Raw genomic sequence first — 23,929 nt, forward strand, 5'->3', positions numbered from 1 at the left:
ATTTTTTTCATTTGATTTTAACCGATACCCATACGCATTTATACAGTAACGCTTTTGATGACGACCGAGATGAAGTGATTCAAAACGCTTTGCAACAAAATATCAAACGTTTTTTTATACCAGCCATAGATTCTGAAACCACTCAAGCGATGTATGACTTAGAAAAGGCTTATCCCGAAAATATATTTTTGATGATGGGCTTGCATCCGACATCGGTTCAACCTAAAACTTATCTTGAAGAATTGCAACATATTGAAAATCAATTTAAAAAAAGAGATTTTTATGCCGTTGGTGAAATTGGGATTGATCTGTATTGGGACAAAAGCACTTTAGGCATTCAACAAGAGGCTTTTCATCGGCAAATTGAATTGGCAAAGCAATACCAATTGCCTATTGTTATCCATTGCCGTGATGCTTTTGATGAAGTGTTTGAAGTTTTAGAACAGCACAAAGGCGATGATTTATATGGTATTTTTCATTGTTTTACAGGAACTTATGAGCAAGCCCTGCAAGCGATTTCTTATAATATGCATCTCGGCATTGGTGGTGTGGTCACATTTAAAAATGGTAAGATTGATCAATTTTTAAATCAAATAGACTTGAAGCATATTGTTTTAGAAACTGATTCGCCGTATCTAACTCCAAAACCCTTTCGTGGCAAGCGTAATGAAAGTGCTTATTTGACTTATATTGCAGAAAAATTATCAGAACTATACAATCTATCTTTACAGCAAATTGCTGAAATTACCACAGCAAATTCTAAACGTGTTTTTGGGATTTAATTTTAAAGAATTATGACAACATCGGGTTCAAAACTTTTATTGATTTACACGGGAGGAACCATCGGGATGATTCGCGAAGACGAACAAGGCAGTTTAAAGGCTTTTAACTTTGATGAGTTGTTGTCTAAAATCCCAGAAATTAAACTTTTAGATCACAAAATTGATACCTTGAGTTTTGACCAGCCGATTGATTCATCAGATTTTGGATTGATACAATATCGCGAGTTGGCACAAATCATATATGATCAATACAGCAATTACGATGGCTTTGTGGTTTTACACGGCGACGACACGATGTCTTATACAGCTTCGGTGATTTCGTTTATGTTAGAAAATTTATCAAAACCCATCATATTTACGGGGTCTCAACTGCCTATTGGTGATTTACGCACCGATGCTAAAGAAAATCTGATTTCAAGTATTCAAATTGCAGGTTTAAAACAAAATGATAGACCAGTAATAAAAGAAGTCGGCTTGTATTTTGAATATAAATTATACCGTGCCAACCGAACAACCAAAGTCAACGCCGAGCATTTTGAAGCTTTTGATTCGCCTAACTATCCAGATTTAATTCATTCTGGCGTTAATCTAAAAGTGAATTATTCAGCTTTGAAACGCGTAAGAAAAATTAAAGATTTGGTGTTGCACAAAGACTTAGAAGATCAAATTTTGTTGTTAAAATTATTTCCTGGTTTAAACCAAAAAGTTTTTGAATCACTAATGGATATTCCTTGTATAAAAGGCATTGTTTTAGAAAGTTTTGGAAGTGGTAATTTTAAAACTGATGAGTGGTTTTTAGAAGGCATTCGTTCAAAAATCAATCAATCTATACCAGTCGTCAACATCACTCAATGCATTGGTGGCCAAGTTACAATGGGCAAATATTACACCAGCGAACACTTGCAAAGAATCGGTGTAATATCAGGCAATGATATGACCACAGAAGTCGCAATGACCAAAATGATGTTTATGTTACCTAAGCGATTGAGTATGAAAGTGTTTAAAACCATTTTTGAAACTTCTTTGCGTGGTGAAGTTAGCGAAGCTTAAATCGCTATAAAACATCAAACTGTTGTATGAATCCTTATTTATGTTTTAATTTGCAAATCCAATAGAGAGGTGGATGAGTGGTCGAAGGCGCACGCCTGGAAAGTGTGTATACGCCACAAGCGTATCGAGGGTTCGAATCCCTTCCTCTCTGCAAAAGAAAACCCACAACGAAAGTTGTGGGTTTCTTATTTTTTGTGTGTTGAAAACCAACAGACTTATTTTGTTAGAAGTTGTCATTTATCTGAATAGATAATATTACAAAGTTTAACTCGATTAAAACTATTATATTTGTTTAAAAGTATTTTTTTTAATTGAACAATAATAAACATCTATCAAATTGTTGAACTTAGGCGAACACGATGAATTTATAATAGATCGAGACACTCCGCCAGGGCTATTTCTCAAACACCAATCAGGTGATGAAGTTTTATTACCTAATAAATATAAGCCAGAAAACTTCAAAATAGGCGACAAATTGCGAGTGTTTGTATATTTAGATCATGACGAGCGTCCTGTAGCTACCACACTTGAACCCAAAGTTAAGCTTGATGAATTTGCTATGCTAAAGTGCGTTGATGTCAATCAGTTTGGAGCATTCTTAGATTGGGGTTTAGAAAAACATCTTTTTGTGCCTTATGCAGAACAGGCATATAAAATGGAAGTAGGCCAAACCTATTTGATATTTTGCTATCTAGATGAAGAAAGTCAACGCTTAGTAGCTTCAAGTAAGGTCAATCATTTTGTAGATAATTCAGTGCTTACCGTAAAAGAATTTGAAGAAGTTCAGCTTCAGGTAACAAACAAAACAGATTTAGGTTACAACATGATTATCAACAACATACATCTCGGTTTGTTATATTTTGATGAAGTTTATGAAAGTTATAAAACTGGAGATAAGCTTGTAGGCTACATAAAAAAAATACGTAAAGATCATAAAATAGATTTAACACTTTCAAAGTTTGGTTACAAAAGCATAGAACCTAATGCAAACAAAGTAATGCGTATTTTAAAAGAAGCTGATGGTTTTCTACCTTACCATGATAAATCAAATCCACAGCAGATTTATCAAACTTTTAAAATGAGTAAAAAATCATTTAAAAAAGCTATCGGTATTCTTTACAAAAAAAAGCAAATAAAAATATTACCCAACAAAGGTATTGAAATACATAAATATTAAACTGTTATTTTGTTAAAATCAAACAGTTGAAAAGCTCATCAAAAACTTGTATCTTTGTGTAAAAACAATTTAAACCTACAATATGCAAGAAAACAAGAAAAAAGATTGGCCTTTGTGGGAAGTTTTTGTGAGAAGCAAAAACGGACTTGAGCATCGTCATTTTGGCAGTCTTCATGCACCCGATGCAGAAATAGCAATAAAAAATGCTCGAGACGTTTATACAAGAAGAAAAGAAGGTGTAAGTATTTGGGTTGTAGAATCTAAACATATCAAAGCTTCAAATCCAGACCATAATCCAGAAATGTTTGACCCAGCTGATGACAAAGTTTATAGGCATCCTACATTTTACAACTTACCCGATGATGTTAAACACATGTAATTTTTAATTCATGAGCCACCAAAATCTTATACAATATATATACAGTATTGCTGATAATACTTTAATACTCGGTCAACGCCTATCAGAACTTTGCGGACACGGACCAACTTTAGAAACCGATATTGCCTTGACAAATATGGCTTTAGACTTGCTTGGGCAAACCCGTTCATACTATCAATACATTGCAAATTTGTCAACTAAAAATGCCACAGAAGACGATTTTGCTTTTTTAAGAAAAGAACACGAATATAGAAATGTTTTATTAGTTGAGCAACCCAACACTGACTTTGCTTACGTCATCACAAGACAATATTTTTTTGATGCCTTTCACTTTTTATTCCTCAAAGAATTACAATCTTCTAAAGATTTAACCCTAAAAGCAATAGCACAAAAAAGCATAAAAGAAGTTAGTTATCATCAACAATTTTCTGCTGATTGGTTAAAGCGTCTCGGCGATGGCACTAAAGAAAGTCATCAGAAATCTCAAAAAGCAGTTGATGATTTGTGGGTATTCACAAAGGAGCTCTTTAACACTTCACAACAAGATAAAGCAATTATAGAAAACGGTCAAGGGGTAAACCCAAATACTTTTAAATCCCAATATTATGATACACTTTCTAATATATTAACTGAAGCCAAATTAAAAATTCCTGAGGTGAAATATTTTCAGGAAGGTGGAAAAGAAGGCATTCATTCTGAGTATATGGGCTATATTTTAGTAGAAATGCAATATATGCAAAGAACTTATCCTGATATGAAATGGTAATGCAATGACTAAAAATTCTGATATACAAAAACAATTATACCCAATTCTTAAGTCTATTCCAGACCCTGAAATCCCTGTGTTGTCCATTATCGATTTAGGTGTCGTGCGTTCGGCAAAAGTAAACAACCATATAGCCAAAGTTAAAATCACGCCAACCTACAGTGGCTGTCCTGCAATGGATGCTATTGGAGATGATATCAAAAAAGCCTTGAAAGAAAACGGATTTGAACCAGAAGTTGAACTTGTTTTGTCACCAGCATGGACTACCGATTGGATGACCGAAGAAGGCAAGAATGCTTTAAAAAAATATGGAATCGCCCCACCTTTAGATGCCACATCAGATAAAAAAGCTTTATTAGGTGAGCAACAAGTGGTACCGTGTCCACAATGCGAATCTACCAATACTAAATTGGTCAGTCAATTTGCATCAACTGCTTGTAAGGCTATGTTTAGATGTCAAGACTGTGATGAAACTTTTGATTACTTCAAATGTTTGATTTAAATTTTCAAGTTTTAGCTTCAAAAGCATTCTTTTACTTACAGAGAAGAAACTGAAATCATAGAAAATGGATAAATCCATTCACCATCGAATATTTGCAATCCATAGCCTACGGTTTAAACCGTGAGCTATGAAAAATGCACAATCCCATCCGTTTCAACGGTTTCAAATAGTTGGATTGAAGTTCTATTTATAACAAATCCGAAATTTATAACTTTAAATTCTGACTTTCTGAGGAAACCCTAATTATCTACTATAATTTGGTGATTCTTTGGTTATTGTAACATTATGAGGATGGCTTTCGTGTATGCCAGAAGAAGTGATTTTTACAAATCGTCCCTTTTGTTTTAATTCTTCAATAGAAGCGACACCACAATAACCCATTCCTGCTCTTAAACCACCAATAAATTGGTTCATACTTTCATACAATTCACCTTTATAAGGCACACGACCAACAATGCCTTCTGGAACTAATTTTTTGATATCATCTTCAACATCCTGAAAATATCTGTCTTTTGAACCTTTGCTCATGGCTTCAATAGATCCCATTCCTCTATAAGATTTATATTTTCTACCATCATAAATAATGGTTTCTCCAGGAGATTCTTTGGTACCTGCCAGAAGTGAGCCTAGCATAACACAATCTGCTCCAGCGACGATAGCCTTAGGAATATCGCCAGTGTATCTAATGCCGCCATCTGCAATAATAGGTACATCTGTATCTTTTAAAACTTCATAAACTTCCATGACCGCAGAGAGTTGAGGAAAACCAACCCCAGCAACAACACGAGTTGTGCATATTGAACCTGCACCAATTCCAACTTTTACAGCATCTGCTCCAGCATCGACTAGATATTTTGCGACTTCGCCAGTTGCAATATTGCCAACAACAATATCTATTTTTGGAAATTGAGATTTTATTTTTTTTAAAACCTTTACAACACCAAGAGTATGACCATGAGCGGTATCAATAATCAAAGCATCTACGCCAGCTTCAATTAGAGCTTTGGCTCGCATTGTTGCATCTTCAGTTACACCAATAGCTCACGCAACCCTTAACCGACCATATTCGTCTTTGTTGGCGAGAGGTTTTTGTGTCAATTTAGTGATATCTCTAAATGTTATGAGTCCTACTAATTCATTATCTCCCTTGACAACAGGTAATTTTTCAATTTTATATTTTTGAAGAATGACTTCAGCCTCTTTTAAAGATGTACCTTCATTTGTAGTAATGAGGTTGTCTTTAGTCATAACCTTATCAATGGCTTTTTCGTCATCATTTTCAAACCTTAAGTCTCTATTCGTTACAATACCAACAAGTTTGTGGTTTTTATCAACAACTGGAATGCCACCAATACTATTTTCTTTCATCGAAGATTTTGCATCTTTAACTTTTGCGTTTTGACCTAAAGTTACTGGATCTAAAATCATTCCGCTTTCAGCTCTTTTTACTTTTCTAACTTTGAGAGCTTGATCTTTGATGCTCATATTTTTGTGCAAAACACCTATACCACCTTCTCTAGCCATAGCAATAGCCATCTTAGATTCTGTTACAGAATCCATGGCAAGAGATACAATAGGTACATTTAAATTGATGTTTCTGGTAAGACGTGAACTTATGTTTACATCTCTCGGCAATACCTTTGAATAATTTGGAACTAACAGCACATCATCATAGGTATAACCTTCAAATTGGATTTTTTGGGAAGCTGTATTCATTTTGTAGCTTTCTTTGCAAAATTAAATTATTAAATACACTTTGAGGTAAATACCAGTCAATTTATTTTTAATTTTAAAAAAAATTATATCTATAACTTTAAGTTACAAAATATTAATATTAAAAAAAAACTCTAATTCTTTTTATAAAGAAAAATATATATATATTTGCACAAGTAAATATTTTTTCTTACAATACTTTCGTATGTGAAAGAGAAATAGCCAATCAGTATGAAATATAAGATTTTGATTATTTTTATATCACTAATTACCTTTGCAGAAGTTAGTGCTCAATGTATAACTTGTCCACCACCACCAGGTGGAATTGGATTTGATGATAATGTTAATGATGAAATTCCAATAAATGGCTTGGTTCTAGTAGGGCTTGTTGTTGGTGCATTTTTTGGCGTCAAAAAAATAAAAAAATAATTTTACTCCCAATTACATTTTTTGTCTAAAATATTTAATTTATTATTACCCCAAAGGTCTATTTTTATAGATAAAATGAACTCCTTAAACATTTTTGTTTTGTAAGACTTCTAAAAATCACTCATTTTGATGACTTTATAAAATTGAGCTATTTAACGTGAGTTCGATATAAATTCCAATAAAATATATTCATATAAAATACAGACATTTAATCATTTGTCAGGTCAACAGAGCGAAGCATGAGCGACGAGACATCTCAGTAGGATGAGATTTCTCCTCATTCTTCGTTCGAAATGACAAAATTTGCTGACAAAAATATGTAATCATCTGATTTACAGATTTCAATAAATCGAACTCACGTTATAATATCAATTGGAGTGAATAATAATATCGCTAATAAAAAGGTGAAGATATAATCCCGAATGTTATATCAAAAACCTAAAGCAACATCATAACGAAATACTTTCACAAAAGAATTCATGTCGTAAATTGTGAAACTATAAGGTTTAGATAATGGATAAGTTTTTAAACCACGAGATTTAAATCATGGTCTAAAAATTTAATAATCCATTTGACTTTAAGCCGTTTTAACGGATTTCAATATTTAATTGTTCCCCAAAATAATTGGCATACCACTATCACCAGAGCCGATAACAATAACCTTTGAATTATTAGATTTTGATAATTCTATCGTGGCTTGAATCCCTTTTTCTTGAAGGATTTTATCGGTTAGAGATGCACTTAAAATTTGGTTTGCAGTGGCTTTACCTTCAGCTTCAATACGTTGTCTTTCTTTTTCTTTTTCTGCTTTTTCTAATCTAAACTCGTATTCCAAAGATTCTTGCTCTTGTTTCAATTTTCTTTCAATAGCATCTTTAATGGTTTGAGGCAAAGACACATCTCTTACCAATATTTCATTGACTTGAACATATTGATTTTCAAGAAGAGCTTTTGTTTCTTCAAACATTTCATTTTGGATAGTTTCACGTTTTTGAGCATACAGTTCTTCTGGCTTATATCGACCAACAACAGCTCTTGTTGCCGAACGAACCGCTGGTTTAATCAGTAACTCGAGATAATCTTCGCCTCTTTTTTGGTGTAAAAGTCCAATTTGACCAGGTTGTGGTTGAAACCAAATGGTGGCATCTAATTTGATGTCCAATCCATTTGAAGATAAGACAGTCATTTTTTCATCTATAGATTGTTGTCTTACATTGTAAACATACACTGTATTCCAAGGTGCTATAATGTGAAAACCTTCTCCCAATGCTGGCTCATCAGTAACAACACCTTCACCTAAAGGTTCAAATAAAACTCCAGCTTCACCTGAGCCGATAGTTACAACAGTATTAGCTAAAATAATGATGCCAACAATCACCACAATAATAATTGCAACGACTGATTTTGATAATTTTTCCATAATTTCTAAATTTTTTATATTAATCCGTGGTATTTTCTACTCAACCACTCAATTCCCAAAAATACAATTAATATAATGAAAAGTATCCACCATTGGATTAAAGATTGCTTTTTTTCTATAGATTTTTGGATAGATTTAAACTTTTGTGCTGTAGTCAAATACGTTTTGAGCTTATCGAGTTGGTCGGCATAAAACAAAGTGTCAGAAATCTGCTGAAGTTTCTCAACATTAGCACGATAAAATTGTTTCTCTAACACAAAATCTATGAGAGTAAATTGACCGCTTTCTGAAATGTTTTCACCTTCAACAAGAATTTTATAACTGTAATCACCCGCTGGTAAATCATTGATTTTTGTGGAATAGTTTTGGTCTTTCAATACTAAAGTGTAGGAAAAAGTTTTGTTGCTCGTTTCTTCCGTTACCTTAAGACTTATCTTTTGGTTAGGATCAAAATTGTAGTTTTTATCAAAATATTGAAGGCTAATTCTGTTGTTTTCTCCTTTGTTATAAAAAGATTTTACATCGGTAACCAATCGTTTTTTGGTGGTTGTAGAACTCACAAATTGCACTAATTGATCCACAAAACGGTCAAAGGTTTCAAAATCGCCTTGATCGACAAATGAACGCATACGCCATCGCCAAAGGTTTTCGCCAAATAAATACGCTGATTTTTGGTTGTTTTCTGAAACTGTCATCAATAATGGCTGACGAGTAGAAAAACCATCGATATTTTGATAAAGTAAAATATCTCCTTCTGTAGTCATTTCAATATCACCAAATGTGTTTTTTAAGGGAGGAAAATTTGAAAAACCGATGTCTTCTATTTGGTAACTGCTAAAAGCTTTGTTTAATTCTGGATAATAATCTTCAGTAGCCCGAGATAAGGTTTTATTGAAATGAGATTGATTGCTGTTTAAAAAATTATAATCGGTTTGTGTTCCACCAATGACAATGTTATTAAGCTTTTGGGTTTGGATAGTATTAAAAACCTGTTTAAAATTAGTTTCAGGCTGATAAAGCATAATCAAATTATAGGTTGCTAAATCTTTATTGAAATCGCTAATATTTTGTAACTCAACTTGGCGTTGTTGATTAGATTCGATGCTTTTTTTCAGCATTCCTAAATCGGGATGAAGCCTATTGAATAAAATCAGAATCTTGGTGCGTTCGTCAATCACTTCAACGGCAAATTGTTGGGTGTTGTTTTGGGTGTTTTTTTCGTTTACGGGTTGAAGTTCAGCCGTGATGGTATTGACTCCGAATTGATTGGCTTTAAGGTATATTTTAAAATTTTGAGCTTTGTTGTCTTTGTTAAATGAAATTGGTTTTCTTGCAATGACTTTGTTTTGACGTTTTAAAACAAACTCAGTTTTGACATCTTTATCAGTATTTGAACTCAAAAAGACCTCAACAGGAAATTGATTATTGAGAAATGCGTAGCGGTTAGCATTGATGCGGTCTATTTTTAAATCGGCATAATCGGTCGTATCGCCTACAACAACAGGAATCAGATTTTGTTGAGATGACTTAGCGGTATAGAGATAATCCTGACCAAGTGTTTGTTGACCATCGGTAAACAGCAATATGTGTGATGATGTTGATCGATAGATATTAGACATTTCACGGATAAAATGACTGATATTGGATTGTGTATCCATAAAATTTAAACTATCTAATGACGAATAATTTTCGCCAAATTGGTAGAGCTGAAGATTAAAAGCATCACCTAATTCTTCGTCATTGATCCACTTCAGAAGATTTGATTTGTAAGCTGAAGTATCTGTCAGTTGAGCGATTGACATAGAATTATCCACACCAATTATCAGGTTTGGTTTTTCTATAAAATAAGTGGTTTGTTTAATTTTGGGATTGAGCAGTAACAAACCTATACACAGATAGACCAAAAATCTGGGTACAGCAAATAACAAAGCTCTTTTAAACTGTTTTTTAAATTGATTTTGGTATTGAAACCAAGTTAAGCCAAGGCTCAAAATAACAATCAAAATTATCCACAACACGTCAAATTCATTCATACACAAAAGTTCAAAACCAGCATTTTAAAATGTAATTTAGGTGAGCATACCACCATCAACATTTATAGTTTGTCCAGTAATATAAGCACTCATATCACTGGCGAGAAATACGCAAGCATTAGCCACGTCTTCTGGTGTTCCACCGCGTTTTAGTGGAATGGCTTGTCGCCAACCTTCAACGGTTTTTTCGTCTAATTTTTCAGTCATTTCGGTTTCGATAAATCCTGGAGCTATCACATTGGTTCTGATGTTTCTAGAACCGAGTTCGAGAGCCATAGATTTTGAAAACCCTATAACGCCAGCTTTTGAAGCCGCATAATTGCCTTGACCTGCATTGCCTTTAACACCAACCACAGAGCTAATGTTGATGATACTACCGTGACGTTGCTTAAGCATTGGTCTTAAAATGGCTTTGGTTAAATTAAAAACCGAATTCAAGTTAACTTTAATGACTTTATTAAAATCGTCTTCACTCATACGCATCAACAAGTTGTCTTTGGTAATCCCAGCATTATTGATTAAAACATCAATTTGACCAAAATCTTCCAAAACTGATTTGACTAAGTCTTGAGCTTGGTCAAAGTCAGCGGCATCAGATTGGTATGCTTTGGCTTTTACGCCTTCAGCTTCTAAAATTTTGACGAGTTCTTCAGCTGGACTAGCAGATGAGTTATAAGTAAAAGCCACATTTGAGCCTTGTTTAGCGAATTGTAAAGCAATACCACGACCTATTCCACGGCTTGCTCCTGTAATCAAGGTGTTTTTATTATCGAGTAAACCCATATTTAAAATTTTTGTGATTGAAAGCAAATATAATTAAAGTTGTGGGTTTGGTGATTAAGTTGTGGAATTGATACTATTTAAATTCATTAAACCATGCTCAAATAAATATAATAATTTAAATTTGCAAAACTATTTGACAAAACAAGATTTAAAATATGCTCAAGTGGCGGAACTGGTAGACGCGCTGGATTCAAAATCCAGTTCTGGCAACAGAGTGCGGGTTCGATTCCCGCCTTGAGTACAAAGAGGGAATCATCCTTACGGATGTTCCCTTTTTTTGTTAAAAAACTCTGGAAAGCCTTATTATATTTGCAAAGTAGCAACACGGCTTCGTTGAATGGCAGGGTTCGGAAACTGTTTTCAAAAAATTCAAGTTTTTTATCGAAAATCGAACCAAGCAACTGCACTTTCACTTTCAAATCTGCATTCTTATAGAACACACCAAGGTTCGTTAATAGTGTCATACCAAACGATAGAAATTTGTCTAAATCTTTCTGGTAATCTCCTAATTGTGCTTTAGTCGCCTTTAAATCCATAATTTCTGCATTATAGTTTTTCATTAACTTGGCGTACATATCGTCATTGATTTTGCTCAAACCATACTTTTCCGTCAATTGCAACTGTCTGGATTCTACTTCATAGATTTTCTTCTCTAAGTCATTTTCATCTTTCTGACGTTCTTGCTTGGTTTTCTGGTACTCGTCAATGAGAATTTGCTGAAATAACTCTAAAACTTCCTCACTCGGCTTTATGCTTTCAAATACACTATACAGCTCTTCGTGAACTTGTTCAACTCTGTACCGTTTGCATTTGCATTTAGAGTTACATTGGTAATAATGATAGTATCGAGTGTTTTTCTTGCTTCTACCATTATTGGAACGGCTACCGTAGATTGTTTCTCCACATTCGGCACATTTAAGAAAAGTGGTCAGCGGAAAATGCTCATCTTTTCCTCTTCGCTTTTTGCCTGAACGCCTACCGTGTTTTAGACTTTGGATAACATAAAACAAATCTTTGGTAATTAAGGCTTGATGTTTTCCCTCAACCAAATGTCGAGGTCTGTCTTTGTATGCAGGTACACTTACCATTCCCATATACAAAGGATTGTCTAACATTCTGCTCAATGCACTCTTTTTCAAATCTAAACCTTTTGTTCTGTATTTTTTGAGAAGGTCTTGCTGCTGATATAAGCCTGTTGCATAATCTTTCAAAAGTTGTGTAACCAAAGGTGCGGTCTTAGGGTCTGGTTGCATTAACGGCTTTCCGTCTGCCCCAACACCACTCATATAACCCTTTGGATGCGAAAGGCAATACCTACCATTCTCTAAGGCTTCAATTGTTCCTGCTTTTGTGCGTTCACTGATTTTACTATTCTCCGCTTCTGGCGTTGAAAGATAAATAGAAAGCATTACAATATGGTCTGGGTCGCTGTAATTTATCCAGTTTTCAATGGAATTGACTTCTACATTCATTTTCTTGAAATATTCAATCATCAGTAAAGCCTTTCCAACATTTCGTGAAAATCTATCCCATTTTTGAACTAAGATATAATCTACACGGTTTTTGTTCGCTTTTACATATTCTTTCAATTTCTTGAACTCTGGACGTTCAAAATTCTTGGCTGAATAATCTTCTTCAAATACAAAGTCAATTTCCATTCTGTATAATGCACAGAACTCTTTTACTCGTTTCAACTGCACAGCAAGACTATTGCCGAAATCCTTTTGGTCTTTACTACTTACTCGTATATAAATAACCACTACTTTTCCTTGTAATTTATCTCTCATCGCTTGCTATTTTTTGGGATTCAACAACTATTCTTGCCATTTTATAGAGGAGGTTCTTAATTTTTACAACTTCCTCTTTTGTGAATTTCTTTTTCTTTGGATTTTTGTTAAGTGTTTTATCACATTGTTCTATTGTTAACATTATTAATTACTTCTGCTAACTTCTGAGGTTTTCAGTAAGTTAGTGGGTATGTATTAAGGCGGAGGTTTTCCGTCCTGTATAAAATTTACTATTTAAGTTTTATTTTTTGAGTAGCACTAATGTATGCTACTTTCCCATTAACTGTTTTAATTTCTATATCCTGATAGGCTTTCTCATTGATAAGTCTCATTATATTTTCTGGATTTTTCACTTGTTTTTTGCCCTCCACTAAAAAGACATCATCTTCATTCAATCGTATTTTTACTTCTTGAAAATCGCCAGTTCTTATAAAGTAAAGTAACTTTAATTCTTCATTACTTAAATCTGCGATATTTCCCTCGTTCTGACCTAAGTGAAAATTATTATGAGGATACATTTTTTCTGCCAAATCAAGTAGGTTTATGACAATGTGAGGGGGTAATAGACTTTTTGATATTTCATTACTGTAAAGTGATGTAGTAAGTAATTGTACTGTTCCATCTTCAAATATCAATAATACATAAGGTTCTTTCAGCACGGAATACATTATGATATATTCAAATAAAGAGAACCCTTGTACTTCATCGGTAAAAAGCTGTTGCCTTATATACTTTATTTTATCTAAATCTAAACCAAATTGACGTAGATTAGTGATAATTTGTATCCAAAAGGTTTCAATATGGCTAAAGTGATACCAACCACCTTCTTTTGATTGTTCGCCCTCAATTAACCCTTTTTTAACCCAATGACTGATTACTCGTTTAGATTGAGTAGCCACATTTCTGCTCATTTCTTGATGAAATAAATTAAGAATGTCATCGTCTAATACGACTTCTAATATATTTTCTTTGATGTTTTCTTCTATCTCTTTTCGAGCAACTTTTGCAATGTCTTTTTGCTTACGTTTTAATTCTTTAATATTTAAACCCATATTCGTTTTATTTTTCATACTGCAAATATAGTATAAAAATACGTGTTACAAAAATATATATTTTTAAGAAGTTTGTTTTATTTTGTTTCAAAACAAAATTTTAAGCACTTAAACAATTGATTATGTGTTGTTTGTGAGAAATGAAAAAAAATAAAATTTTTTGAAAAAAATTTAGTTGAGTGCAAATTTTAGCATCTAAAGATGTATTTCGTCAACCTTTTATCGCCAGATTTTCCTAAAATCTCTTGCTCTACTGCCCATTTTAAATCTCGGCTTGCGGTTGCTTGACTAATTTCTTTGTAGTTTTGCAAGTAGTCTTTACGGCTAAATTCCTGCTGTCCGATTTTATCTTTGAAAATATCAATTCTATCTTCGGCTGAGAGGGCTCTATTTTGTGTTTTAAGGAGGTTTTCTAAGGCTTGAAGTATTATGTTTAGCATCCACTCAATAAATGGCGTAGATTGCCCTATATTATCTGATTGCTCTAACACTTTATAATACGCCTCTTGATTTTCTTTGATAAGGCTTTCTACTGGTAGAAATTCAAACACTGGGTATTTCTGCATTAAGATTAGAGTCTGCCACAATCTACCCATTCTACCATTACCATCAATGAATGGGTGGATAAATTCAAACTCGTAATGAAATACACAGCTTTTAATAAGTACTATATCCTTATCTGATTTCAGATAACTAAACAAGTCATTCATTAAACCCTTTACCATTCCGCCGTCTGGTGCTACGTGCTTCACTTTTGAGCCTTGTACAATACCAACATTCTTAGTGCGAAGTTTTCCTGCGTTTTTGATTAGTCCTTGCATTAAAACTCCGTGTGCTTTTTCCAAATCTTTTATACTATTCGGATTAAATTTTTGAAGTTGGTCATAAACTTGAATCGCATTCTGTACTTCCAGAATATCTTTCTGCGGAGCAATCACTCTCTTGTTTTCTAACAAAGCTGTGATTTGCTCTTCGGTTAATGTGTTACCCTCAATCTCTAATGAAGATTGAATTGTTTTAATGCGATTCTTTTTTCGTAGTTCTGTTGGTGGCTTATGTAAATGTACGGCATTGATTTCCCCCAATTTCTCTGAAATGGAGGCAACTAATTGCAGTATATTTTCTGTTATTTGATAAGGTGGTTTCATTTTGTGATAGTATCATTTGATAGTATCACAAAGATAGGGTTTTATTAGTTAAACCCATATTTTTTTACTTTTTTCAAGTTTAGTTCAGCTATCTTTTTATTTCTTGCGGAAAGCGGTTTCTTACCTTCGCTAAGAGCAAGCATAAACTTATACTCATAGTCTTTCAGACGTCTTCGTCTTTTATCCCATTGAATAATTTTGTTTATTAAATCAATGGTTATTTCATTTTCAACACTATCTTGTTTTTGAGGTTCGGTGTTCTCTGTTATATCAAACAAAATTTCAGGTGCTTTTTCAATCACTACTTCAATTATTTTAAGACCATTGGAGATTTCATTAGTTAGGATATTAGAATTATTCTTAATTCGACCTGAGATAGTATATGCTACATTTTGTAAATAAGAGGATAAACTGTCTGTTTCTCTTCCCCAGATTTCTATTTTCCTCCATATCTCTGACGGAATTGATTTTACTTTTTCTATACTTTCTTGAAACTGTTTTTTTGCAACTTCATCAGATGAAATCATAATCCTTTTAGATGAATTTTTTTCATCAATCATATCCTTTTCAATGGAATTGTAATTCAGATTAAACTCTTGTTGTTTTATCAATTCCCAACATACCTCTTTTCTTGCCCACATCTCAATTAAAGATTCTGGGCTATTTGTTTTCAGAAAATCATCTATTTGTACCATCAGGTTATAGAGTAAATTTTCTAATTCATCAGACAGAGATTGATTCTTCCAGATTTTGTATAAATCAAGTCTGTAATCCGTCTTGAAACCAAAATATGTAATAGAATAAGGTACTGTAATAAAGCGTAAACCACCTATTGCATTTGGCTTAATTCCGTATAATTTTTCACAGGTTTTGTAAATAATTGCTTTAGCAACCGCATCTTCAAAATATATGTTGTTGTTCTCTACACTAACACCAGTATTGTATAGAATAAACTGATTGTAATTCTTAACATTCTTAATTACAAAATGTGGAGCAACAACTAACTTTTTCCCTTTATATACTTCTTGATATGAATTGATATATTTAGCTAACTTCTCTTTAGTAAGCATTTGACTTCTCGGATGTTTTATGTCAAATGCTTTACGTCTGCTTTGAGTAAACCCATCCCTTGCTCTTGCATTCTTATATTGTCCTCTTGCTCTTTCATAAAACCATTTAGTTTGAGTAGGATTCTTTTCAGAATGTGGGGTTACAATTGCTCTGGATAGTTTCTCAAATTCTACATGATATGGTAAGTTACTACTTAAATCAGCTATGGATATTTTATTCTGCGTATTTGCATACTCTGCTATTTGGGATACTATTTCTCCAAAATTTTCTTTGTTGTTGATTACCGAAAGTTTTACTTGTACATAAATATTACTAACATCTGCTTTATCTTTTTTGTATGTATAATAGATTGATGCAGTAGTTTGCCCTCCGTTTACAATTTGTAAATCATTTACTTTAGAGATGATTAAACCTTTACCGCTTTTATCTTTTTCAAGTTCTATCTGATTGGCTGTAGCTGCTATACCATTGTTAAATGCAAGAAACATTTCTGGTTCGTTTAAAATAGTATTTCGTATTCCTTTGTTTATCTTACCTGTAAACTGTAAGAACGAACGAACATTTTGCTCTAATAATCTTGCTCCAAAACGCTCGTATATATTGGCAAGAGCAATGCCTGGTATAATTGCAAGATATGATTTGTAATTTTCATTGTCAGAGGGCGATTCAATACAAGGGATTTCAAATCCCTCTTCTTTGAAATTTAATTCTATGGGAATATGCGACTTTTCAGTAATATTGTATAAATAGTTTAAATCTACTACTCGTGTATAGATTGAAAAACCACTTATAGTGCTTGTTTTTGGAGGGTCTAATGGAAATATCCCGTCAGTTAGTACAATGGCATTTATTCGCACTAAATTATCTCTCAAATCTTTGCTTGATGCTAATTCATTAGCAAGTTGAAAAATTTCTGATGATTCTTCAATGTCATTTACATAGTCTTTGTATATGGCTTTACGAAAAAAGTTCAATATCCGCTTTAATGCAGTATCTATCTCAGCAGTAGAGGTTCTGGTATATTCATCTGTGTTTTTAAAAATCGTAACAAATAAGTCGAGTGTTTCGTAATTATCTGATATAGAATAGGCATTGATTTGATGTTGACTTTTTGTGCCAATTCCTCTTTTGTCATATGCTAATCTTACATTTTCTGTTTCTCCTGCCGATGCTAATAAATCAACAGCAGTCTGCGTGAATATTTGCTCGGTATTTCCACCCTCTTCCTCACTTAATTGAGTAGCCTTTATATCTTGGATAAGGTTATCGTAAAACCTTTTTAGTTCTGTATTTTCTGCCCCCTGACTCATCCAATCACTTTTTTATCAAAAACTTCTTGAACATCAACGATAAAAGGCTTGCATTGTGATAGGATGATAGAATATTTCACATCTCCAACACCATTCATAATATCGCTTTCTTGGATTCTTGGGAAATCATTTACGACTTTATAAAATGTATCTTGACGAATATTATATCCTATGTTTTCATAAAAATCTTTCTGAAAACTAAAATAGCCTGCTTGTACCAGTTTATTATTGAATTGATTAAATGCAATAATGTTCGCTTGCAGAAATAGCCTTATTTCATCTATAATGTCATTTAAACTTTCTCCAGACTTCTGCATTACTTCTAAAGAAATATGATATAAGAATAAGTCTTCTAAATTAGAACTGTCAAGTTGACGTTCATTACTTATATGAACTTTTTGATGGTTTTTACCGTGAGAGGTTTTTACCTCAACTGCCCATTTTTTGCTTTGAAAATCTTGAACTTTCTTTTCACTACCACCCCAACTGTCAATAACTTCTGAATAATCAAAATTATTAGTTGACAATAGCTTTCTCAAAAAATACAACTCTCCGTATAATCCTCTTTGCTCTTCGCCATTTAATCCATCTGGTCTTATTTTGTTAAATAAGGACTTCCATTTTTCAAAACGGTTTAGAATTTCTTTTACCAGTTTTTTTTGGTTAGTCTCTTCTTTTACATTTGCAATTAAGTCTTCACATAAAACTGTAAAAATATCTCTGTGGTGTAGATTGAGCAACTTGAATATTAAGACTTTCTTTTTCTATCCAATGGGGAGTTGACATAGCTTAGTTGTATTTCTTGCAAATTAGAAACCTCAGAAATGTTAACTTCTGTATGCTTATCCAAGGAAACACAAATGCCTAATAGTTTTTCTGGTTGTTGTAAAGCAATATAAATATCTGGTAACACTTTAGTTGAATACCTCCTTATAATTAGCCCTTGTGTGGAAATGTCCTTAGCTAACTCATCCCATATTTCATTAATTTTCATCATCATCGAAATCGTCTGTGTCATCAATATTAAAGTATGGTAATAACTCATTATTTACCGCATAAGGCACAGAATGGCTATGAATACTTTTTGGAAAACTAACTGCAAAGCCAACAATTGGCTTGCTTCCTACTGGCATTCCTGCCTTTTCTGCGTCTATAAAGTAAATTAGAAGTAAAGCTGTTTCTGGATTTCTAAATTCGTTTCTCACTATCTCGCCTTTAGGGAAACTATATTTGTAATTTTTACTCTGACTTTGGTAATATTCTCTGGTTCTTTCTAAAGCCTGTTCATATTCAGCATCGCTTAAATCAAAAAACTCATCTTTTGGTCTAATGATATGGTTCTTTATGATGTGTAAATTTTCTGTATCAGCCTTGGCTTCATCATTTGAACGTACAACACAACCTATTTGAGAAATTCCATTTAGTCCTAAATTATATGTTTCTCCTTTACCTTTTGTTATTAATGCTATATTCCAGTTAACTAATTCATTTTGTCGTGTTGACAAATTTATATAATCAAGTAATTTCATAGGGTCAACACGCTTTAAATTTTCAGACACCTTAAATCCTTGAAAAAATGGTCTTACCAAATCCACAGGAACATTACGCCATAAAAAATGATTGCTCTCTGATTGATATGTATTTGGGAGGGAATCTATTAAACTTCTTGTCAGGTTAAGGTTTGCAGAAATTGTAGCAGGATTTTTTTGTAACTGATATGATTCTACTAATCTTCCAGACCAAGAAATTTGAACATTAGTAGCTCTTCTAATCTTGTTAGAAGCAGAAATTTGAAGAACTCCGGGATGATTTCTAACTCGGAGTGCATATTGCTCTGGAGTGCTCCCGCTACATTCGACATATAATCAAATTCGTCTCTCAACTCTTCGGATGCTAAAGTGATATGACAGAACCATTCGTTTAACTCTCTGCTTGTAAACAATCGACATAAATCAACATAACCGGGTCTATATCCAAACCAACGCCCCATTTGCATTAATGTATCATACATTTTTGATGCACGTAAATAGTAACTCACAGATAACCCCTCTAATGTTAATCCTCTTGATAATTTATTACCTCCAATAGCTATAACTGACAAACCATTTTTATTGTCGTAATAATTTAGAGCATCTCCAGAGCCTCCATTGATTTCCCTAACTTGGATTTTGGACACGGCACTATTTAGATATGGCAACACTTCATCCCAATTATGTACAGTTACTTGTGAATCAATATTCGGTATGTTGTCAATTACATACTGCGAAACGTCTTTATAACTTTTATATGTTTCTGTAATTTCTTCGCCATTGTAATTGTATGAATATTGTTCGTTTTCTTCAAAGGTTCGTCTAATTTCTTCTATAATTTCAGGAACTCGCATTTCAACTCCTCTTCTATAAAAATCAAACGTTTCCTCTACACGCATAGTTATATGTCTTTGCCAGTTTGTAAATCGACTTACGTGTACAAGCATTGAGTTATGAACATTTGTCTGACCTCTGAGTTCTCTAATTGCACACGTTAAAATGAAACACTTTATAGCAGTCTTTAATGATTCAGGCAGTTCATCTGGTAACTGGTCATCTCGCTTATGCCCTTGAGGTATGGAATCTCTATAATCACTTATTCGATTGACTACTGGTAGAACATTTTCTCTTTCTTCATCAGATTCTAATACTTCAATGCCAAACACTTTATCCGGACCAATATAATTGGTTGGTGCAGGAATATTGATAATAAAATCTCTTGGAAATAAATCGTCTAATTCTTCTTTGCTTATAAATAGATTGGCAAAAGGTGTCGCTGTATAGCCTACATAAGCACTTTTATCAAACATCCTTAATAAATCTCTAATATAAGAATTGGTTCTTGTAGCAGGGTCATCCTCTCTATTATAATTGATAGAAGCGTTATCAGCCTCATCATCAATAAGCAATAAAGATTTGTTTCTTATAGTTCTTCTGCCATCAGGCAACTCTTCTGTTTGAGCAGACAGCCATTGATTTAATCGTTCTAATACTCGTGTATTTTTCTTTACTACGGCAATAATGGGTTCTGACGTATTAAAATTAATACCTAAAGAATTTGCAAGACCTGCTGTAAAATCGCCATTTTCAAGACTTGATGTGAGTGAATGTGCAACACTACCTTGTTGAAGTTTACCAACACCAATTGTAACTCCATTTTGGTCAAAGGCTCTTTGGTGCTGTGTATCAAAGCCTAAAAACCCCTCATCTAATCTTAATTGAGTTTGACTTCTCAAATTATTATGTATTCCTGCAAGTACAATTATAAGTTTATACCCTGCGTCTGTCGCTTTACAAATTAACCCCGTGTAGTTTGAGGTTTTACCAGATTGTACCTGCCCAACTACAAGACCACGTTTACTAACTATAATTTTTTCATTGGGATTAAATAAGCTATCTAAGGTTTTATCTGTCAATTTACTTATTTGATTTAAAACAGCATCTGGGAAATTTTTTTGACTTCTTAGATAATCTTCATATCTATTCCAGAAACTCCAAATAATATCTGATTTGACTTCTCCAAGCCAAGGTTTTCTTCTCTCATCCGCTTCTATAATCCTAAAATCATCCATACGGATATTATACAAAGATTCTACTTCTCTAATTAGAAAATCCTTATCTATACTCGAATATGGAGGTAACATTAAAGCATTTTCAACCGCTTCAATAATTTCTTGTTTTGTAACCGAACCACTAAAAGGCAAAAGGGTTCTAACTGTTTTTATAGCTTGTTGTATCATCATGTTTTATTCGGTTAGTAGTTCCAGAAAGTGCGGAAAGTTGTTAAATGGTTCTATGTTAGCAATCAAAGATTTAGCTTGTTCATCTGTTTTTCCTTGACTTAATAAATTGGTAAACATATCTCTCATAGTCTTTTGAATTAACTGATGATTACTTTTCTCAAAAGGTAAGCCTTGCATATCTGGAAGTTCACTTTCTTTAATGTAAATTGATTTAACTGGAATAGTTTCCTCAATAAACCTAACCAATTCTTCAATTGCTTTATCAGGGTTGCTTTTTGCTTCTGATTTTACTTGTTTGAGTAATGGGTGTTCACGGTTTATTTTATGAAACCATTTATCGCCTCTTTTATGGTCAACCCAAAGCGGAATAAATTTTTGTCCAACAATTCGTTTTACGCTCTTACCCTTATGCCTATAAACTTGAACTGCTTGCCCTCTCACTTTCATAGCATAGGCTCTTATCTGCTCCTTGAAAACCAAAGGTGGGCGTGCAATAGATTTTTTAATATCTATTTGCCATTCCGCATCTAAAGTATTGGGTAAATCAATTTGTATTCTTGCCAGTTTATAATGTTCTTCTTTTCTAAAAAGACCTAACCAATCTCCAGCTAATAAAAGCCTATCATTTCTATAAATATAAAACCCTTGTTGTTCGTTCCATCCTTTGTTCCCCTCTGCCTCTTTATATTGCTCATCAGATAGTTTTGACTTATGGGGCAATACATACCCCTCAATCTTAACATTTCCGTTATGGATTTTTTCTTCTGGAAAAATTTGAGTAGCAGATTCATTTAATAAAAAAGGATTCCAAGATTTTACGGGTGTATCCTGAAAAAAGATATTCAACCTATCTGCCTCTATAAATTTATGGAAAACCATAGCAAGATGATTTTTAACCTGTTCCATAATAAACAAGAACTTGTCTAATGCTTTAACATCTTGCTTGTCAAAATTTTTTACGATTCTGTCAATATCATTCCAAATTACAATTGTACCAGAACTTAAATCTTCAATTTTTTTTTCAAACTGTGTATCTGGCAAATAGTTTATTAATTCCCATTTCCCGATTTGATTAACATAATCTAAATCCCACGTCCAATAAACTGAATGATAATCTTTTTTTTTACTTAAAACGGTTAGTTTTCTTGCTTGTGAAAATGAAGCGGTTTTTAACCCTAAGCCAAATCTACCCAAATCATTTCCCGTCCTTTCACTTAACGGATTTTTACTTCCGGGCTTCATTGCTTGAATCAACTCTTCGTTATTCATTCCAAAACCATCATCTTTTATAGATAACCACGTTTTAGAACCAAGCCACTCAAAATTAACCCATACATTCTTAGCATTTGCAGAAATAGAATTATCAATAATGTCAGCAATGGCTGTCTGAATATTATAGCCTATTGCTCTAAAAGTCTCAATCATTGAAGAGGCTTCTGGAATTGCAGATACAGTTTTGTATTGTGAGTAATCAGATTTAGTCATAAGTCGCCCATCATATCTTTAATGTGTTCAGCAATTTTTTCTGACATCAAAGGTGGAACAGCATTTCCAATTTGCTTAAAAGCAGAAGTTCGACTTCCTTCAAAAAAATAATCATCAGGGAAAGACTGTATTCTTGCAGCTTCCCTTACAGTTATCGATCGATTTTGATTTATGTCTGGATGTATATAGTAATGACCGTCCATAGCGATATGAGCTACAACCGTATGTGAAATACCCACACCATCAACAACTTGAAACCGATTTGTAAATGATTTTGTATTGCTATGCTTAATTAAACGTTTAGGTAATTCGGCATAATTTAAACGTTTACGTTCATTATCCCATAAATCAACTGCACGTCTATAAATCTCCAAATCATTTTCATTGTTAGGTCTGGCAATGTGTTGTGTTACAACATCTAATCCATTTCTTATTTTAGCCCATTCTAAATAATTGGTTGTTTCTTTTGCATATTCAACTGCATTCAATGTACCTTCTCCTTGCTGTAATGGTTTTAAATCTGAAAATAAATCTTTCAGGACTTTGTAGTCAAAATTTGTCTCTTCAAATTCTGGATATTTTAAGTTGAGTTCTTTTTTCCAACCAACTATAATTACACGTTTACGATTTTGTAATACTCCAAAATCTTTTGAATTTAAAACTTTGTATTTGTTTTGCGGCATTTCTAACTCGTAACCTGCTTCACGAACTGCTTTAAATATATCTTTTAAATGCTTCCCATTTTTAGCAGACAAAATTCCTTGAACATTTTCAAAAACGAACATTTTAGGCTTATATCGTTCTAAAAACTTAACATAGTGTTTATATAGAAAATTTCGTTGGTCTTTTTTCATACCGTGAGGGTCTCTTGCCCTACCTACAACCGAATATGCTTGGCAAGGAGGTCCTCCAATTATCAAATCAACTGAATCATCCCCCAATTGCTTATCAATAGTAGAAAATAAATCGGGGAGGGTTTCTTTCGATATTTCTTTATTGATAACAGATTCAATCAAATTATTAGGAACCAACTCCCATAAATCCTCTTTTTTTCTGTTATCCGATTTTAGGTAATTATAATATAAATTTTGCTTACCATTTTCTTTTAGCCAATGATATGCAGTTCTTGTTTTGATTGTATCACAAGCATCTTTTTTCATTTCAACGTGAGCAACTGGCTCAAAACCTGCACGTATGAAACCTTCTGAAAGTCCGCCCGCACCTGCGAATAAATCTATGTATTTGAGTCGTTTCATAACATTATGACGTA

At 33.2% G+C, this 23,929-nt stretch carries 20 protein-coding genes, 2 tRNA genes and 2 pseudogenes; 9 read left to right on the forward strand and 15 right to left on the reverse strand.

All coding sequences use genetic code 11. The annotated features are described in order from the left end of the window. Nucleotides 1–11 precede the first annotated feature (11 nt). The 7 genes from IGB25_RS07955 to paaD all read left to right on the forward strand — a co-directional run bounded on the left by IGB25_RS07955 (nucleotide 12) and on the right by paaD (nucleotide 4,656). Nucleotides 12–782, forward strand: a complete 771-nt coding sequence (locus IGB25_RS07955) for a TatD family hydrolase (protein ID WP_211064553.1) — start codon at nucleotides 12–14, stop codon at nucleotides 780–782. A gap of 12 nt (nucleotides 783–794) precedes the next feature. After that, nucleotides 795–1,832, forward strand: a complete 1,038-nt coding sequence (locus IGB25_RS07960) for an asparaginase (RefSeq protein WP_211064554.1) — start codon at nucleotides 795–797, stop codon at nucleotides 1,830–1,832. Between the two features lie 63 nt (nucleotides 1,833–1,895). Continuing rightward, nucleotides 1,896–1,983, forward strand: a tRNA-Ser gene (locus tag IGB25_RS07965). 186 nt (nucleotides 1,984–2,169) lie between these two features. After that, nucleotides 2,170–3,009: a S1 RNA-binding domain-containing protein gene (locus IGB25_RS07970; RefSeq protein ID WP_211064555.1), complete on the forward strand. Its 840-nt coding sequence runs from the start codon at nucleotides 2,170–2,172 to the stop codon at nucleotides 3,007–3,009. An 82-nt stretch (nucleotides 3,010–3,091) separates the two neighbouring features. Beyond that, entirely contained in the window at nucleotides 3,092–3,388 is a 297-nt protein-coding gene (gene paaB / locus IGB25_RS07975) for a 1,2-phenylacetyl-CoA epoxidase subunit PaaB (RefSeq protein WP_211064556.1), read from the forward strand. A gap of 10 nt (nucleotides 3,389–3,398) precedes the next feature. Then, nucleotides 3,399–4,154 carry a 1,2-phenylacetyl-CoA epoxidase subunit PaaC gene (gene paaC, locus IGB25_RS07980; protein ID WP_211064557.1) on the forward strand — a complete coding sequence of 252 codons (756 nt, stop codon included), beginning with the start codon at nucleotides 3,399–3,401 and terminating at the stop codon, nucleotides 4,152–4,154. Between the two features lie 4 nt (nucleotides 4,155–4,158). Further along, on the forward strand, nucleotides 4,159–4,656 hold the full coding sequence (gene paaD / locus IGB25_RS07985) for a 1,2-phenylacetyl-CoA epoxidase subunit PaaD (protein WP_211064558.1): 498 nt from the start codon (nucleotides 4,159–4,161) through the stop codon (nucleotides 4,654–4,656). A 243-nt stretch (nucleotides 4,657–4,899) separates the two neighbouring features. Here the strand turns inward: paaD and guaB are convergent. Next, nucleotides 4,900–6,372: pseudogene (gene guaB, locus IGB25_RS07990) on the reverse strand (IMP dehydrogenase). A 228-nt stretch (nucleotides 6,373–6,600) separates the two neighbouring features. Between guaB and IGB25_RS07995 the strand changes: the two are divergent. Further along, entirely contained in the window at nucleotides 6,601–6,798 is a 198-nt protein-coding gene (locus tag IGB25_RS07995; protein ID WP_211064559.1) for a hypothetical protein, read from the forward strand. Nucleotides 6,799–7,402: 604 nt separating this feature from the next. Here IGB25_RS07995 and IGB25_RS08000 read toward each other — a convergent pair. From IGB25_RS08000 to fabG, 3 genes are read right to left on the reverse strand one after another with little or no spacing between them, the layout of a single operon-like run. Next, a complete protein-coding gene (locus tag IGB25_RS08000; RefSeq protein WP_211064560.1) occupies nucleotides 7,403–8,218 on the reverse strand; it encodes a prohibitin family protein in 816 nt (271 codons plus the stop codon). 14 nt (nucleotides 8,219–8,232) lie between these two features. After that, on the reverse strand, nucleotides 8,233–10,251 hold the full coding sequence (locus IGB25_RS08005) for a vWA domain-containing protein (RefSeq protein WP_211064561.1): 2,019 nt from the start codon (nucleotides 10,249–10,251) through the stop codon (nucleotides 8,233–8,235). Nucleotides 10,252–10,287: 36 nt separating this feature from the next. Beyond that, a complete protein-coding gene (gene fabG, locus IGB25_RS08010; protein WP_211064562.1) occupies nucleotides 10,288–11,034 on the reverse strand; it encodes a 3-oxoacyl-[acyl-carrier-protein] reductase in 747 nt (248 codons plus the stop codon). Between the two features lie 157 nt (nucleotides 11,035–11,191). Between fabG and IGB25_RS08015 the strand changes: the two genes are divergently transcribed. After that, a tRNA-Leu gene (locus tag IGB25_RS08015) sits at nucleotides 11,192–11,275 on the forward strand. Nucleotides 11,276–11,819: 544 nt separating this feature from the next. Here the strand turns inward: IGB25_RS08015 and IGB25_RS15585 are convergent. The 11 genes and pseudogenes from IGB25_RS15585 to IGB25_RS08070 form a co-directional block, all read right to left on the reverse strand. Further along, nucleotides 11,820–12,821: pseudogene (locus IGB25_RS15585) on the reverse strand (recombinase family protein); the annotation flags it as partial. Then, the gene (locus IGB25_RS08025) at nucleotides 12,811–12,963 is read right to left on the reverse strand and encodes a hypothetical protein (protein WP_211064563.1); all 153 of its coding nucleotides are present in this window, start codon (nucleotides 12,961–12,963) and stop codon (nucleotides 12,811–12,813) included. The gene IGB25_RS08025 and the pseudogene IGB25_RS15585, both read right to left, overlap by 11 nt. Before the next feature lie 88 nt (nucleotides 12,964–13,051). After that, complete coding sequence (locus IGB25_RS08030) at nucleotides 13,052–13,873, reverse strand: MerR family transcriptional regulator (protein ID WP_211064564.1); 822 nt, start codon at nucleotides 13,871–13,873, stop codon at nucleotides 13,052–13,054. A 188-nt stretch (nucleotides 13,874–14,061) separates the two neighbouring features. After that, entirely contained in the window at nucleotides 14,062–15,021 is a 960-nt protein-coding gene (locus IGB25_RS08035) for a Fic family protein (RefSeq protein WP_211064565.1), read from the reverse strand. A 44-nt stretch (nucleotides 15,022–15,065) separates the two neighbouring features. Then, nucleotides 15,066–17,402 carry an AIPR family protein gene (locus tag IGB25_RS08040; protein ID WP_211064566.1) on the reverse strand — a complete coding sequence of 779 codons (2,337 nt, stop codon included), beginning with the start codon at nucleotides 17,400–17,402 and terminating at the stop codon, nucleotides 15,066–15,068. Beyond that, the gene (locus IGB25_RS08045; protein ID WP_211064567.1) at nucleotides 17,399–18,142 is read right to left on the reverse strand and encodes a PD-(D/E)XK motif protein; all 744 of its coding nucleotides are present in this window, start codon (nucleotides 18,140–18,142) and stop codon (nucleotides 17,399–17,401) included. The genes IGB25_RS08040 and IGB25_RS08045 overlap by 4 nt, the downstream gene beginning before the upstream one ends. An 8-nt stretch (nucleotides 18,143–18,150) precedes the next feature. Beyond that, nucleotides 18,151–18,396, reverse strand: coding sequence for a hypothetical protein (locus IGB25_RS08050; protein WP_211064568.1), 246 nt, complete (start codon nucleotides 18,394–18,396; stop codon nucleotides 18,151–18,153). Further along, a complete protein-coding gene (locus tag IGB25_RS08055; protein WP_211064569.1) occupies nucleotides 18,386–18,931 on the reverse strand; it encodes a hypothetical protein in 546 nt (181 codons plus the stop codon). Before IGB25_RS08055 ends, IGB25_RS08050 begins: the two co-directional genes overlap by 11 nt. A 197-nt stretch (nucleotides 18,932–19,128) precedes the next feature. Beyond that, on the reverse strand, nucleotides 19,129–21,174 hold the full coding sequence (locus IGB25_RS08060; protein WP_211064570.1) for a Z1 domain-containing protein: 2,046 nt from the start codon (nucleotides 21,172–21,174) through the stop codon (nucleotides 19,129–19,131). Between the two features lie 3 nt (nucleotides 21,175–21,177). Continuing rightward, a complete protein-coding gene (locus IGB25_RS08065; RefSeq protein WP_211064571.1) occupies nucleotides 21,178–22,659 on the reverse strand; it encodes an ATP-binding protein in 1,482 nt (493 codons plus the stop codon). Continuing rightward, nucleotides 22,656–23,915, reverse strand: coding sequence for a DNA cytosine methyltransferase (locus IGB25_RS08070; protein WP_211064572.1), 1,260 nt, complete (start codon nucleotides 23,913–23,915; stop codon nucleotides 22,656–22,658). The genes IGB25_RS08065 and IGB25_RS08070 overlap by 4 nt, the downstream gene beginning before the upstream one ends. Nucleotides 23,916–23,929: the final 14 nt, after the last annotated feature.

It is taken from the genome of Flavobacterium sp. CS20, assembly GCF_018080005.1.
Taxonomy (GTDB): domain Bacteria; phylum Bacteroidota; class Bacteroidia; order Flavobacteriales; family Flavobacteriaceae; genus Psychroflexus.